The organism is Pantoea sp. K16 (assembly GCF_048452805.1).
GTDB lineage: Bacteria > Pseudomonadota > Gammaproteobacteria > Enterobacterales > Enterobacteriaceae > Pantoea > Pantoea agglomerans.
Map to the genome: position 1 here is coordinate 51,899 of NZ_JBLWNV010000009.1, position 15,697 is coordinate 67,595.

Annotated in this window: 13 protein-coding genes; all 13 read right to left on the bottom strand. The window is 55.6% G+C overall.

The genetic code is table 11. The features are described 5' to 3' along the window. Window positions 1-21 precede the first annotated feature (21 nt). The gene (locus tag ACK13D_RS13200) at window positions 22-1,629 is read right to left on the bottom strand and encodes an ABC transporter substrate-binding protein (protein ID WP_033778880.1); all 1,608 of its coding nucleotides are present in this window, start codon (window positions 1,627-1,629) and stop codon (window positions 22-24) included. A gap of 82 nt (window positions 1,630-1,711) precedes the next feature. Beyond that, the gene (locus ACK13D_RS13205; protein ID WP_010247879.1) at window positions 1,712-2,989 is read right to left on the bottom strand and encodes an NAD(P)/FAD-dependent oxidoreductase; all 1,278 of its coding nucleotides are present in this window, start codon (window positions 2,987-2,989) and stop codon (window positions 1,712-1,714) included. 10 nt (window positions 2,990-2,999) lie between these two features. After that, window positions 3,000-3,668, bottom strand: coding sequence for a haloacid dehalogenase type II (locus tag ACK13D_RS13210; protein WP_418796578.1), 669 nt, complete (start codon window positions 3,666-3,668; stop codon window positions 3,000-3,002). A 28-nt stretch (window positions 3,669-3,696) separates the two neighbouring features. After that, complete coding sequence (locus ACK13D_RS13215) at window positions 3,697-5,166, bottom strand: aldehyde dehydrogenase family protein (protein ID WP_263054103.1); 1,470 nt, start codon at window positions 5,164-5,166, stop codon at window positions 3,697-3,699. Window positions 5,167-5,610: 444 nt separating this feature from the next. Then, window positions 5,611-7,068, bottom strand: a complete 1,458-nt coding sequence (locus ACK13D_RS13220) for an NAD-dependent succinate-semialdehyde dehydrogenase (protein WP_033758293.1) — start codon at window positions 7,066-7,068, stop codon at window positions 5,611-5,613. A 160-nt stretch (window positions 7,069-7,228) separates the two neighbouring features. Beyond that, window positions 7,229-8,188, bottom strand: a complete 960-nt coding sequence (gene cbl / locus ACK13D_RS13225) for an HTH-type transcriptional regulator Cbl (RefSeq protein WP_418796580.1) — start codon at window positions 8,186-8,188, stop codon at window positions 7,229-7,231. Window positions 8,189-8,373: 185 nt separating this feature from the next. Then, window positions 8,374-8,826, bottom strand: a complete 453-nt coding sequence (locus ACK13D_RS13230; RefSeq protein WP_010670915.1) for a hypothetical protein — start codon at window positions 8,824-8,826, stop codon at window positions 8,374-8,376. Then, window positions 8,823-9,179: a tlde1 domain-containing protein gene (locus ACK13D_RS13235; protein ID WP_418796582.1), complete on the bottom strand. Its 357-nt coding sequence runs from the start codon at window positions 9,177-9,179 to the stop codon at window positions 8,823-8,825. Before ACK13D_RS13235 ends, ACK13D_RS13230 begins: the two co-directional genes overlap by 4 nt. Window positions 9,180-9,191: 12 nt before the next feature. Continuing rightward, window positions 9,192-9,683 (bottom strand): type VI secretion system tube protein TssD, encoded by a 492-nt coding sequence (gene tssD, locus ACK13D_RS13240; protein ID WP_010670916.1) that lies wholly within the window; start codon window positions 9,681-9,683, stop codon window positions 9,192-9,194. 767 nt (window positions 9,684-10,450) lie between these two features. Beyond that, entirely contained in the window at window positions 10,451-11,368 is a 918-nt protein-coding gene (gene nac, locus ACK13D_RS13245; RefSeq protein WP_418796584.1) for a nitrogen assimilation transcriptional regulator NAC, read from the bottom strand. Window positions 11,369-11,822: 454 nt separating this feature from the next. Continuing rightward, window positions 11,823-12,848 carry an ABC transporter permease gene (locus ACK13D_RS13250; RefSeq protein ID WP_418796656.1) on the bottom strand — a complete coding sequence of 342 codons (1,026 nt, stop codon included), beginning with the start codon at window positions 12,846-12,848 and terminating at the stop codon, window positions 11,823-11,825. 23 nt (window positions 12,849-12,871) lie between these two features. Then, window positions 12,872-14,356 carry a sugar ABC transporter ATP-binding protein gene (locus tag ACK13D_RS13255; protein ID WP_010247905.1) on the bottom strand — a complete coding sequence of 495 codons (1,485 nt, stop codon included), beginning with the start codon at window positions 14,354-14,356 and terminating at the stop codon, window positions 12,872-12,874. A gap of 32 nt (window positions 14,357-14,388) precedes the next feature. After that, window positions 14,389-15,312 carry a sugar ABC transporter substrate-binding protein gene (locus tag ACK13D_RS13260; protein WP_010247907.1) on the bottom strand — a complete coding sequence of 308 codons (924 nt, stop codon included), beginning with the start codon at window positions 15,310-15,312 and terminating at the stop codon, window positions 14,389-14,391. Between the last annotated feature and the right edge of the window lie 385 nt (window positions 15,313-15,697).

A 15,697-nucleotide genomic window follows, 5' to 3' on the forward strand; every position in this document is an offset into this window, starting at 1 on the left:
ACTCCTTCCTCAAATAACGTATCAGGCGCTCAGCCACGCAAATTCATGGAAGCGATAGCCCATCATCATGCCTGACGGCCAGGCCTCCACCCCTTTGACCTTTTTGTTGTAGCCATCTGTGGAGCTGATAAAGGTCGGGATAAGGGTGCCGCAGTGGTCATAAATCAACTTCTGCATGTCGCCATACATCTGCTTGCGTTTCGCCTGATCGCGCTCACCGCGTGCCGCGACCACCAACTGATCAAACTGAGGATTTTTCCAGCCCGATTCGTTATTCGGTGCGGTAGAGAGATAAAACTGTGAGAAGAGCATGTCGAGCGTCGGACGCGGGTTTATCGAGCCATATCCCACCGGATCTTTCATCCAGTGCGAAGACCAGTAACCGTCATACGGCACACGTCGCACTTTGATGTTCAGCCCTGCCCCGCGCGCCATCTGCTGGATCATCTGACCGCCTTCATTTGCCCCTTCGATATTCGGCGTGGTGATGATCTCCACCGTGGAGCCCGCCATGCCCGCTTTTTTGATGTGGAACTTCGCTTTTTCAATGTCCAGCGCACGCGGTTTGAGATCGGCGTTATAGAGCGGATGCCACGGCGGCACCGGGGTGTCATTACTGACGTCGCCGTAACCCTGCAGCACCGTTTTCACCAGCATTTCACGTGGCTGCAGATATTTCATCGCCAGCACGAAATCTTCATTGTTACCCGGCTTCACATCGGTGCGGATAATCAGGTTGGTGTACATGCCCGATTTACTCTCCAGCACGCCAAATTCGCTGCTGGCTTTGATGCGTTTGCAGTCGGCAGCGGTCAGCGTGGAGACCATCTGCAGATCGCCCGACATCAGGGCATTAACGCGCGCTGCGCCGTCGGTGACGCCAATCAGCTCTACCTCATCCAGATGTGGCAGACCAGGCTTGTAGTAGTTGGGATTTTTGGTGCCGATGGTGCGCACACCCGGCATAAAGGCTTTGCAGACAAACGGACCAGTGCCGATGCCTTTGCTGAAATCTTTGGTGCCGTCCGGTACGATCAGAAACGGCGGCGTCGCCAGCATATAAGGGACGTCGAAGTTAGCGCTGCTCAGCTCCAGCTGCACCTCATTATCATTGACCGCGCTGAAGGTTTTGAACTGATCGGCCAGCTTAAAGGCGATAGAGGCGATGGCCGGATCTTTGTGACGGCTGAGTGAGTAGATGACATCTTTGGCGGTCAGCGGTTTGCCATCATGGAAAGTGACCCCCTTACGCAGTTTGATATGCCAGGTAATGCCGTCGCTGGATTCCAGCGATTCGGCCAGCGCCGGTTGCGCCATCAGGTTTTTATCAAGCTCGGTCAGGCCGCTGTAGAACATGAACTGGCGGGTGTAATCCGCACTGTTGTTACTTTTGGCCGGATCAAGTGTATCGGTGGCCGAGGCATTCGACATCGCTGCCCGCAGTTTACCGCCCCTGACCGGCTTGTCATCCGCCAGTGCCGCCCCTGAAAAAGTGATCAGGCCGCTGCTCATCACCGCACCGGCTGAGAGCATTTTCATCAGACTGCGACGTGAAAGTGAGCCTTCGGTGATCATGCGCGTCAGTGCCGGATTTACCGCATCAGCGTCGTTATTATCAAATTTACTCATCTCTGTACCCTCAATAGTCAGGCGAACCGGGGATCATGTTCTGGCGGTGCTGATAACCTGGCGGTCAGCACCCGACGGGACGTTATGAAAGGCGATCCTTTGCTTTGTAATAGAGTCCTGCGAGCGGTAAAAACCATGGCTTGCCGTGATAACCGGGCAGCGCGGGCCATGTGTCGCGCTGCCAGGGATTTTCAGTGCGCTTTTCAGCCAGCAGACTGGCCATGACGCGTCCCATCCACACCGACATCTGGGTGCCGTGACCGCTGTAGCCCAGCGAATAGAAGAGGCCATCCTGTTCACCCGCGTGCGGCAGACGGTCGGCGGTCATGTCGACCATACCGCCCCAGCAGTAATCCACCTGCGACTGGCCAAGCTGTGGCAGCATCTGCGTCATCGCCCGGCGCAGGATCTCGCCGCTACGCGAGTCCGACGTCGGGTTGCTGACGGCAAACCGCGCCCGCCCGCCAAACACCAAACGGCGATCGGCCGTGGTACGGAAGTAGTTGCCGATATTCAGTGAGGTGACGTAGGTGCGATCCTTTGGCAGCACCTGCCGCAGCAGCGCCGGGTCGAGCGCCTCCGTCACCACGATAAAGCTGCCGACCGGCACAATGCGGCGCTGAAACCAGGGAAAAGGGCCGACGTTGGAGCAGCCGGTCGCCATCAGCACTTTGTCCGCCAGAATGGTGCCCTGCGCGGTCTCTACCCGATGCTGATAACCCTTCAGGCGTTCTAGCTTCGTCACGGCGTGGTGCGGAAAAATCTTCGCGCCGCTGCGGGCGGCGGCCTCAGCCAGCCCGACGCCGAACTTGCCCATGTGCATCTGACCGCCACGTTTCTGCAGCAGGCCGCCGTGGAAGTCATCGCTGGCGATCTCGTCACGCACTGCCGTTTTGTCGAGCAGTTCGATCTCCGGGTCAACGGTGCGGCGCATCAGTTCATACGCTTCCTGCAGCCCGGCCACATGCGACGCTTTGCTGGCGAGCTTGAGTTTGCCGCACAGCCGGAAGTCGCAGTCGATCGCTTCATCCTGGATCAGTTGCTGGACATAGCTCACCGCCTCATCAAACGCCCGGTAGAAGCGGCTGGCCTGCTCCAGACCCTGGCTCGCCACCAGCGAGGCGAAGTTCTGCGCCACACCGGTGTTGCAGTGGCCGCCGTTGCGCGCCGAGGCCTGACTCATCACGTCGCCACTCTCCAGCAGCACCACGCTGATGCCGCTGCGCGCCAGGTTCAGGGCCGCCGAGATGCCGGTGAAGCCACCGCCAATCACCACCACGTCCGCCTGTGCCGGCAGCGGTTCGCGTGCGGCACCGGTAAAGGCCGGAGCGGTAGCCTGCCAGAACGATTCCAGTTTCATGGGGTGTTCCTCAGAGTCCGACGACGCCAGGCAGGCCGCCGATATCGTTGATTTCGGTGTACTGGTAATACGGATTCGCCGGTTCATGACCGCGATTGACCCAGACTTTGTTTTTGATGCCGAGATCGTGGGCAGTCATCAGGTCATAGCGGAAGCTGGAGGAGACGTGCAGGATCTCCTCCGGGCCGCAGCCGAGCTTATCCAGCATGTACTCGAAGCCCTTCATCTGTGGTTTGTAGGCTCCCGTCTCTTCTGCCGTGATAGCCATATAGATTGGTGCACCCAGACGCGGTTCGTGATGCGGGATCAGGTCTTTCATCGAGTTGGTCAGCAGCACCAGCGGAAACTCCTTAGCCACCTTTGCCAGCCCGGCGGGCACGTCGGGATGCGGACCCCAGCTGGCGCAGTCGGTGTAGATAAAGTCGCTGTCGGCTTTGTCCCAGCGGACGCCCCACTTTTTGCAGGTGCGCTGCAGGGCATTACTCACCACGTCGTAATAGGGTTTCCATGCGCCGAGCACCTCATCCAGCCGGTAGCTGGAAAAGTCGGTGGTAAATGCGTGCATTGCGTCCGGGTCGACGCGGTCGCTGAAACAGCTCTGCGCGGCACCCGCCATATCGAAGCGAATCAGCGTGCCGTAACAGTCAAACGTGATGAATTTCGGTTTAAACAGTGCCATGTAACACCCTCGTCATTGTCAGTTGCGCTTAGAAATCGATGAGTACACTCTTCTGGCGCTGGCAGGCCTGAAACGCCTGGCGGCCTAAATCTTTACCAATGCCGGAGCCGAGAAAGCCACCGGTCGGAATGATGAAGTCGCCGGAGCGTCCATAGCGGTTGATCCAGACGGTGCCCGCGTCAATGGCGCGCATTGCCCGCAGCGCGCGCGGCAGACTCAGGGTGTGAACACCGGCGCAGAGGCCATAAGTGTCATGGGCGGCCATCGCCAGTCCCTGCTCTTCATCATCAAACGTCTGCACCGTCAGCACCGGACCAAAAATCTCCTGCTGGACTGCCGGGTTATCCTGCGCCACGTGACTCAGCAGGGTGGGCTGCCAGAACCAGCCGTCGTCGGTGTCGGCAAAACGCTCACCGCCCACCAGTACTTCTGCGCCCTGCGCTTTTGCCGCTTCAATAACCGAGCAGACTTTGTTGCCCTGTCGTTCATCGATCAGCGGCGCGTAGCGGCTGTCCTCCTGCCAGGTGACGCCCGGTTTAACCTCCCGGCAGAGTTGAGCCAGCCGCTCAACCAGCGGATCGGCAATGTTGCGCTGCACAATAAGACGGGTGCCCGCCACACAGGCCTGACCGCCGTTGGCGGTGAAGCCGCGCAGAATACGCTGGGCCAGCACCTCAAGGTCACCCGCGTCATCAAACACCAGTTGCGGACTTTTGCCGCCCAGTTCCAGCGTCACCGGCTTCATGCCGTGCTGCGCGGCATCGCTCATGATGCGCGCGCCGGTCAGGGTCGAGCCGGTAAACGAGACTTTGCGCACCAGCGGATGTTTTACCAGTGCACTGCCGGTCACCGCGCCACTGCCCTGGACAATGTTCAGCACGCCCGCCGGCAAGCCCGCCTGAATGGCCAGTTCGGCCATGCGCACGGTAGAAAACGGGGTCAGTTCAGAGGGTTTAAGCACCACCGCATTGCCCGCCGCCAGCGCCGGTCCGCATTTCCACGACGCCATCGACAGCGGGAAATTCCACGGGGTAATCGCGGCGATAACGCCATAAGGTTCGGCAATCAGCATGCCCAGGCTGCTGTCGCGGGTGGGAAAGAGATCCCCGCTGTATTTGTCAGCGCATTCGGCATAGAAGCGAATCGCTTCGGCGGTAAAAGGAATTTCGTGCAGCACCACGTCATTGATCGGCCGGGTGGAGCCCAGCGCTTCCAGCTGTGCCAGCAGCGCGTCCTGCTCAATCAGATCGGCCCAGCGGCGCAGTACCCGTCCGCGTTCGCGCGGCGGACAACCGGACCAGCCGCTGCTTTTCAGCGCCTGATGCGCCACAGTCACGGCACGATCAACATCCTGCAGCGTGGCGTCCTGCAGCGTGGCATAAACCCTGCCATCCGAGGGACGTTTAACCTCAAAGGATGCACCCTGGCTCTGGCAGTGCTGGCCGCCAATATAATGGCCAGCTGGAAGAGAAACTTTTTCCGGGTCGAAACTTAACATGGAAGAATTCCTTATTTGTTACACCCATCAGTTGCTGGTTTATTAGCGTTTAAAACTGCCGGTTTCTGCGCTGTTAATAATCTAATGCAGAAAGTATGCCAGCCGGGCAAAAAATTAAAATGCGTTTAAAACAGTGCAAAAAAATTTTCTGCCGTATTGGCGGGGGATTTTTTGTGGAATTGCCGAACAATTAAACAGATGATTTACTTCACAAAATTTATGCGCCCTGCTGGTGCAACCTGCACGGAAATTGCACCAAAGCGGATATTTCGGGTCAGGCGGCTCATTCCGGTTCACATGACCCGCCGATTTAACGACCCGCTTCACATCCCTGATAAATTCTTTAATTTTTCAGAACAATTATTTGACGCCGGTAAGTTTTTACGGAGCCTCAGGCAAAAAAAGGCCAGCCGGATTATCCGGCTGGCCTTTTTTCATTTTTAGTTACAGACTGCCAATGTGAAATGTTTTCTGTTCCAGATATTCATCAATTCCGTAGCGGGAACCCTCCCGGCCAATACCGGAGAGTTTCACGCCGCCAAACGGCGCGACCTCCAGGGAAATAGCGCCGGTATTAAAGCCGACCATGCCAAACTCCAGCGCCTCCGCTACCCGCCATGCGCGCCGGATGTTCTCGGTAAAGAAATAGGCACCCAGGCCGTAGGGCGTGTCATTTGCCATCGCGATTGCCTCCTCTTCATCATCGAAGATAAACAGCGGCGCGACCGGACCAAACGTCTCTTCATGGGCGATGCGCATGGTGGCGGTGACCTCACCGAGCACCGTGGGCTGCACAAAGGTCCCGTTGCCCTGGCTGATGCCGCCGGTCAGCAGCGTTGCACCCTGACTGAGCGCATCATCGATATGACCGTTCACTTTCTCCACCGCGCGGCTGTTGATCAAAGGACCAATAGTGCTGTCGGGCGCAAAACCATCGCCCACTTTCAGGGTGGCGACCGCCTCCAGCAACCGGGCGGTGAAACGCGGATAGATACTTCGCTGCACCAGGATGCGGTTAGCGCAGACGCAGGTCTGCCCGGCGTTGCGGAACTTGCTGAGCATGACCCCCGCGACGGCAATCTCAATATCGGCATCATCAAACACGATCAGTGGCGCGTTGCCACCCAGCTCCAGACTCAGGCGCTTGATGCTGTCGGCGCTCTGTTGCATCAGCAACTGTCCGATGCGGGTTGAACCGGTAAAGGAGATTTTACGTACCGTGCGGCTTTCAGTCAGCGTCGCGCCAATCTCCGTGGGCAGGCCGGTCAGCACCTGCAACACGCCGGACGGGAAGCCGGCACGTTCTGCCAGCACCGCCAGTGCCAGCGCCGACAGCGGCGTCAACTCGGAAGGCTTAACAATAATCGGACATCCGGCGGCCAGCGCGGGCGCCACCTTGCGGGTGATCATCGCAATCGGGAAGTTCCACGGCGTGATCGCGGCGGCAACGCCTACCGGCTGTTTCAGCACCAGGATGCGCCGGTCCTCGCTGGGTGCGGGAATGGTGTCGCCATAGATGCGGCGTGCCTCTTCCGCGAACCATTTCACGAAGCTGGCTCCATAGAGCACTTCGCCTCTGGCTTCCGCCAGCGGTTTGCCCTGCTCGGCGGTCATGATAATCGCCAGGTCGTCAGCGTGTTCAATAATCAGTTGATGCCACTTTTCCAGCAGCGCGGCACGGCTGGCATTGGTGGTTTTGCCCCAGCTGATGCGCACCGTTTCCGCATAAGCTATCGCCTGCCCGGTTTCTGCCCGACCCAGTGCCGGAATAGTCGCCAGGGTTTCGCCCGTGGCGGGATCGGTAACCGGCAGCGTGGCGCCCTGATGCGCATCCTGCCAGCGTCCATTAAACAGCGCCTGCTGGCGCAGCAGATCGCTATCGTTAAGTTGTAGTCGCGACATATCATCCCCTTGTGGTCAGCTGATTCCACTTTATCGCGCCGGGTCAGCGCAGGATGTTGTTGTGCGGGGTGAGAAAGGTCGATAGGGGAGATTTTCGCAATGATTTGAAATTTTATGCCGTGCGGAAACAGGCGCGCATCCGGGTGGATGCGCCGTGTGCTTAAATCTGGAAGTCGATAACCGGTTCGTCGTCATTGCTGTAAGAGAGCGCCTGACGCTTGATCTCTTCCAGCGACAGGTTGGCGTTGCAGAGTTCCAGGAACTGCCAGACGTAGTTGCGTTGCAGCTGGCCGCGCTTGAGGCCGAGCCATACGGTGCTGGCATCGAACAGATGCGTGGCATCGAGGCGTACCAGCTCTTCACTCTCTTCAGTTTCACTCGCCTGATCGGCCAGTATCCCCACGCCTAAACCGAGTTTTACGTAGGTTTTCACTACATCGGAGTCCTGAGCGCTGAGCACGATATCTGGTTTTAAACCGGCCGTCTGGAATGCACGGTCAACCCGCGAACGTCCGGTGATACCCTGCCGGTAGGTAATTAATGGATAGCGGCTGAGCGTGCTCAGTGAAACCGGCTGATTCTGCACCAGTTCATGCCCTTTCGGCACCAGTAAGGCGTGATGCCAGCTGAACCAGGGGAACGCCGCCAGGCTGCTGTTGTTGACCAGTAATTCACTGGCGATGCCAATGTCCGCCTCACCCGCCAGCAGCATGGTGACAATTTCCTGCGGCGAACCCTGATTAAGTTCAAGCCGGACGTTAGGATAGAGCTGACGAAACGCTTTGATGACTTTCGGCAGGCTGTAGCGCGCCTGAGTATGGGTAGTGGCTATGGTCAGGATGCCGCTGGTTTCATTGGTAAAGACATCGGCCAGACGTCGCACTTTGCCCGCTTCATCCAGGATACGCTCAGCGATGGTCAGCAGCGCTTTGCCCGGCTCGGTCATCCCCAGCAGGCGCTTGCCGCGACGGATAAAGATCTCAACCCCGAGTTCATCTTCCAGGTCACGAATATGCCGACTTACTCCCGACTGGGAGGTAAACAGCGTATTAGCGACTTCCGTTAAGTTAAACTCACAGCGGGCCGCCTCGCGGATGATTTTAAGCTGCTGGAAATTCACGGTATTTACCTCCCTTTACATAATCTGATTATCTGATGGTAAGAACTATTATTGATAACCGGAAATACTAAAAAATTCGGATTTATGACTTTAGGGAATAACGGGGTGGGTTTTGGGGGTGCAGAGAGGTTTGAGATGGGCGGCCGGACTTCAGAATTTGACTGAAACCCGGCCTGGGGGAGAGGCTATTTTACAGAAGGCGATAGATTACGCATTCTGGCGCTCTCTGCTTTCATCTCTTCATAGCTTGCTTCCAGGATCCACAGACAGGTCGCACCCTGGTCAGTTGCCAGTAGCGCCAGACGGGTTTGTTGATAAAAATCCTCTATAAAGGCTGTAGGTTGCTCAGCCGGAACGCTGCAGACAATGTCTGTACCTGCCATATGGGGCCAGGATCTGGCGTCAATAACCCGGAGCGTCTCCAGCACGCCCGGGGTATTCTTTGCTAACGCCGAGGCAAGGGCATCCTCCATCCGGGTTGCCTGCTGAACATCAGCCGTAGCTGCCAGTTGAGGCACTTTTGCAAGCCAGGCTTGCTCTCCTGACGCGATGCCCTTCAGCGAATTTTCCCAGTCGGATGTATTCGCTCCAGCCCAGACCGCGAAGGGCAGAAGGCCAATCAATATCAGATATTTCATCGGACCACCTCCAGCGTCCCGCCTTCACGCAGCACGCGTCGCCGGGTTGCAAGTGACATAATGATGCAGCCTTCTGAGGCGAAGCCCGCTGGCTTATTGACCCTTTCGCCATGAATGCGAAATGCCGAACGGCCAAAAGACTCTCCGGAAGTCTGCACCAGAATAATGGTCAGGGGTCCTTTTGATGTGGAGTGCCCTGCAATTCTGTACGTTCTCTGAGGAAGGGGCCCCATCCCTCTTACATGCTGGCGATCGGGATTATTTTTGTTAGTCAGACTACCTGAGTAGCCGGCCTCAATAAATTCACTGTTGTGGTATAAGTGACCCGTGCTTTGCTCATATGTCCATGTCATCGTTATATTCCTTTATGCTGTCACTCGATCATTCCAGCTGTCCGAGTGGACGATATTTCCGTCTGCATATCGCCAGGTAATTTTTTCGTAAATCAGCTCTACAGTTTCCAGATGATCCCGCGCCTCACCATAGCGGGATTTAACGTCATACATCATCGGGCCCACACAGATAACGGTTACGCCTTCCATCAAAGTATTGAAATATTCCACCTCCTGCCCCGCGTCATTTATCCGGTAAAATCTTATTTCCGCTGAGCAAAGCTTTTGACCTGAGGTCACAGCCCTGTAAAGGCAGGGACTGGACTTATCGATCTCTTTATCAAAACTGTAAGAAGCGTGTTCGCGGACAGCGGTTGTTTTACCCGTCACGTTGTCTGTGGAGAGCATGACGCCGTGATTCAGGCCGAGGACTTCAATAGCGCCTTCACGACCTGCCACGTCGACTGATCCGACAATAATGTTGTTACCGTCATCTTTAAGCCAGAGATAAGCTGGAATAGCCATCGTTTTAAACTCCATTTTAAAAAGAGAAAGCCAGCCTGTTTTCTGCTGACAGGCCCACTGCTTTCACAGCCTGATTAAACTATCTTCCGGCAAACATCAGATCAATTTTCATACAGCGTGAAATCAACCTGATTGAAGTTTTATTGTTTCAGATATAGAGATCGCGGAATAACCCGGTATCAGAGAAAAAAAACGTGCCCAAAAGCTATTCAGAATAATTTAAAAGTCGCATCAGCAATTCTTCACGCCAACATGGATTTATCATTCGTGCTATGAAGTTCACATTGTGTCGAAATGGAAAGATAGAACCTCTTCCTGTCCAGCCAGTAAACAGCTTTGTGCAGCAAATAAATACAGAAATTACAGACGAAGGTTTACCAGAGGCGTCCGGAGCGCTGAGGAACAACCGCAGGCAAGGATGAGCCGACAGGACGTCGGCGAAAGGACGGTACGAGCCAGGGATGGCGAGTCCGGACGGTCCGTCGGCCGCAGGGCGTGACGAAGGCACCCCGCACAGCGGGGCGCGCAGGCAGCCGGACGCCGGGATTGTTAAGGGGCGGGCGTCCGCCCCTTGACGCGTCCGCCTGCTCGGGCAACCTGAAACTCCTCATCGCCTGGCGGGCGAAACTTCCTCAGTGCATACCCGCTGCTAAAGGCTCACAGCCTCCATCGCCTGGCGGGCGTAACCCGCTCAGTGTAGCCCGCTGCAAAGCGAAACCCGCTGCAAAGCGAAACCGGCTGGTTGCCAGCCCGCTGCAAGCGCCCTCTTAACTCACTAACATCAACTCCCGCTCCTCACTCAGCGGCTTATTCAGCAGCGACAGCAGAATGTTCTTCACTGCCTGCGCTGAAGGTGACAGCGGCAACCGGGCGGAGACGTTCAGTGACAGCGGCAGACTCAATGACGGGCTGTTGATGCGTGACATCCAGGCATCGGTGGATCCCACCAGCGAACGGGCGGCGGACTCAGGTAATACGGTCACGCCCATGCCGCTGGAAATGGCTGCGGTCAGGGTTGAAATCGATTCGATCTCACCGATGATGCGTGCACTCAGCCGACGCAGCGAAAAGGCCTCATCGACCCGCTTGCGCACTGCGCTGTAATCACGCGGTAAGAACAGACTCATCTGCGCCACATCGGCCAGATCGACACTGGCTCCCGGGTAATCGGTGGCGCCTACCAGAAAGAGATCCTCTTTCATCAGCGGCATGCTGGTGATCCCGGCAGTGGGCGCGCGATCGTACAGCACCGCCATATCCAGCTGACCGTTCATCACTTTCTCATTCAGCACGCTGCCGCTATTTTCGTGCAGATAAACCAGCACTTCCGGAAATTGATCGCGCACAGTCTGCAACAGCGGCATGGTCAGCGATGAAGCCGCCGTCCCTGGGGCCAGCCCAATCGATACCTGTCCACTCAGTACCTGACCAGCGTTAATTACCGCAGTCTGGGCCTGCTCACACTGGCGCAGAATGGTGCGCGCATGAGCATAGAGAATCTTACCCGCCTCAGTTGGCGTAACACCGCGCTTGGTACGAATCAGCAACTGCTGATCCAGTTCATTTTCCAGCGTCGCGACCTGCTGACTGAGTGCAGGCTGGGCGATGTGCAACACTTCTGCTGCCTGCGTCAGACTGCCGATATCGACGATTTTCACAAAGTACTTCAGTCGTCTTAAATTCATCTTGCCTCCGTCACTCACCCCGAATAGCGAAATGGGTCTGATCCCATCGCCCTGATAACAGAGATTTTGCAAGATGCAGGCCAGGTTTAAAAAACTCAGGCCATCAAGCAGCCAGATTTTTCCTAACGGCCCGGAAAATAAGCGTTTCTGATTACCTCTTATGGGTTAATAAGGATCAGGAATGGCTGAGAAGAGAGAGTAAAGCCGTCAGGCGCACTGTGACAGTGCAGACGCTGCGAGTCAGACGTGCAGAAAAGTGATGACAGACTGTACAGTTTGAGTGCAGTGGAAACGCATTGCACCTGATGAAGGCTTGCAGCGCCTGAACAGAGGCGTGAAAAACAGGGAGTAAATGTAACCGCTATCAGCAGGATTTCTTATCGCTGGTGATTGCCGGATGATAAAAAGCAGCCGTTGCCCTCTCCCGCATCCGGAAGAAGGCAACGCCTGCTGATTAACGTTTTTTGCGGTTACGGTGCATGTCGATAGAGACCGCAGCCACAATAATCATCCCTTTGATGATGTCCTGAATGTACGCATCGACACCAACGAAGGTGAATCCGCTTTTAATCAGGCCAAGGATCACTGCGCCAATCAATGTACCGGTGATACGGCCCACGCCACCCATCAGGCTGCTGCCACCGATAACGGCTGCAGCAATGGCATCCAGCTCGTACGACATCCCCATGCTCGACTGACCGCTGCTGACGCGCGCCGCCAGTACTACACCCGCCAGGCCAGAGAGCGCGCCTGCAATGGTGTAGACGATAATCAGATACTTATTAACGTTGATACCGGAGACTTTCGCCGAGGTCATGTTGCCGCCGATGGCGTAAACATATTTACCGTAGCGGGTATGCTTCAGGGCGATATGGAACAGCAGCGCCACCACCAGGAAAATCACTACCGGCATGGCACCCTGTCCGATTGAGGTAAAGCCATCGGAAAGGAAGCTGATCGGATTGCCCTGGGTGTAATACTGCGCCAGACCACGTGCCGACACCATCATGCCCAGCGTGGCAATAAAGGGCGGAATGCCGGTGCGGGTAATCAGTACACCATTGACCACGCCCGCCAGCAAACCGACGCCGATACCGGCCGCGATAGGGATCACCGCAGGCATATTCACCAGCGACGGATACATTGGCGACAGGCTGTCAGAGGTCTGCGCCAGGCTCGCGGCCACCACTGCCGCCAGGGCAATAATGGATCCGGAGGAGAGATCGATACCGGTGGTGATGATGACCTGGGTCACGCCGACGGCGATAATCCCGATAATCGCCACCTGCAATACAATCAGGATCAGACGGTTGGTGTTGAGCAGGAAAGACTGGTCACGCACGTACCAGCCGAACATTTCAAAAATTAACGCAATCCCTATCATCACCACGAAAATGCCGGTATCTTTCGGCAATTTATGACGCAGGCTGGCAAAAAAAGAGGGTTGCTGCGGGGCTGCCGGGGTGGCAGTAGCTTTCATATTGCTCATAGTGGTCTCGCGCCTCACTCGGATGCCAACGACAGAATGGTTTCCTGATCGGCTTCTTCTTTATCGAGGATGCCGGTTATACGCCCGCCGTGCATAACCATCACCCGGTCGCTCATGCCAAGAATTTCCGGCAGTTCAGAGGAGACCATGATGATAGCCACGCCACGGTTGGCAAGTTCACTGATTAAGCGGTAAATCTCCGCTTTCGCGCCGACGTCAATGCCGCGCGTCGGTTCGTCCAGAATCAGAATCTTCGGTTGCGCCAGCAACCAGCGGGCAATCAGGACTTTCTGCTGATTACCGCCGCTGAGGTTATTGATGATTTGATCCATGGTCGGCGTTTTGATGTTGAGACGACGGATTTGATCCATGCAGTCCTGCGCCATCTTCACATGGCTGACAAACCCGCTTTTGCCGCTGTACTCCGGCATGTTAACGATGCTCATGTTCTCCATTACCGATAGCACCAGAAACAGGCCGGACTTTTTACGGTCTTCGGTGAGGAACGCCATGCCCTTTTCAATCGCGGTTGAGGGTGAGTCGATCGTCACCGGCACGCCATCAATCAGGATCTCGCCGCTGTCGAAGCTCTCCATGCCGAACAGGCTCTCCATCACCTCGCTGCGACCCGCACCCACCAGTCCGGCGACGCCGAGGATCTCCCCCCGGCGCACACTGAAACTGACGTCGGTGAAACGATCTTTGCAGGTGAGATTGCGCACCGTCAGCACCTCTTCACCAATTGCGCTGTTGAATTTCGGGAACAGCTGGGTCAGTTCGCGTCCCACCATCTGGGTAATCAGCGACTGGCGGGTATATTTCGACGTCTGATCGCTGGCGATCCAACTGCCGTCACGGAAGATACTGACTTCGTCGGTGATGGTGAAAATTTCATCCATCTTATGGCTGATGTAGATGATCGCTTTGCCCTGCTCCCGCAGGTCACGAATAATGGTAAACAGATGCGCCACTTCGGTTTCTGTCAGCGCGGAGGTGGGCTCATCCATGATCACGATGTCTGAATCCCATGAAACTGCTTTGGCAATCTCAACCATCTGCTGCGACGCGATGCTAAGCTCGCCCACCATCCGATCGGCTTTCAGGCGGATATTCAGGCGGTTGAGCAGTTCCTGCGTCATCTGATTAAGCCGGGCGTGATCGACAAAGCCAAATCTCATCGGCTCGCGACCCAGCCAGATATTCTCGGCGACGGTCATGTAAGGCACCAGGTTGAGTTCCTGGTGGATCATTGAAATGCCGGAACGCAACGCGTCCATGGTGTCCTGAAACTGCACCGGCTCCCCTTTAATTTTGATGGTGCCCTGATCGGGACGATACATCCCGATCAGGCACTTCATTAAAGTGGATTTGCCCGCGCCATTTTCGCCCATCAAGGCATGTACCGTTCCCGGACGCACCCGCAACGAGACGTTGTCGAGGGCTTTAACGCCGGGGAAGAACTTGCTGATGCCTTCGGCTTCAAGCGCAAAAGCGTTCATACATCACCTCCGTACAGCTGGGTCGGGAACGACTATTTCAGGTTACGCTTGGTAAACTGTTCCATGTTTTCTTTAGTAATCAACTGGTAGGGGATATTGATGACTTTCTGAACTTTCTCGCCATTCACCAGTTTGATTGCCGTCTGCACCGCACCTTCACCCTGGCCCTGCGCATCCTGGAATACCGTGGCGACCATCTTGCCCTGCTTCAGCATCTGCAGCGCATCGGGTGTGCCATCGACGCCAGCGATCAGGATTTTGTCCGGATTTTTACCCAGTGCCTGCAGCGCACCGATCGCCATTTCATCGTTGTTAGAAGCGATGGCATTGATCTCATCACCGGCGGTCATCCAGTTACTGACTACGTCTACCGCATCGTTACGGGTAAATTTGGCGGTCTGTTTCTGAACAATTTTGATGCCAGGGAATTTAGCCGCAACCTCTTCCACACCTTTGGTACGGTCACGGGTCGCTTCATTCGCCAGGTCACCCATCAGGATGGCAACGTTGCCTTTGCCGTTCATCGCTTTAGCCAGCGCTTCCATCTGTAAGCGTCCGGCCAGTTCCGAATCGGACCCGACGTAGGCCATTTTGCCGGTCAGCTCAGCCTGTGGACGGCGGTTGACAAAGATCAGCGGGATACCCGCTTTGCTCGCCTGGTCCATAATCGGTTTCACCGCATTGGTATCGACCGGGTTGACGATCAGGGCATCAACACCCTGACCGATAAAGTTCTGAACCTGCTGCAGCTGCTGTGAAACGTCGCCTTTTGCATCCTCAACCTGCCCTTTAACGCCATCTTTCTGCATCTCTTTCTGCATTGAGGTACGCAGAATGGTGAGGAAGTTGTCATCAAACAGCGCCATGGAGACGCCAACTGAGATATCTTTTGCCATAACCGCGGCAGGTAACATGCAGGCTAACAGTGAGGCGACAATCGTTTTTTTAATGTTCATAGGGACCCTTCTTATTTGTTAACTTGCTCAGCGGCTGTGACCGCGAATGAAAAATATCTTTTACATTCACCCAGCCTGTCTGGCGTCTGTTTCGGGAAATTTGAGGTAAGACTTCAGGTTCTGACTATTTTTGTGATCGACCACTCCTTTTCACAATCACTTGATCTGCAAACAGTTAACTTCAAAATAGCGTTTCACTTTCAGACGATAATGACGACCGTGATGATAAGCAGTTTATTTATTCCATATAATCACGTTTTGAAATTTTTATCATAAAAGCACTGAAACGGTTGTTTTAACATCGGCAAACAACAAAACTTTGACATGCCTCTAACATCTGCGGAGAAATGCCCGCAAAGTGAGATCCTGTTGGCAGTTTGAAAAT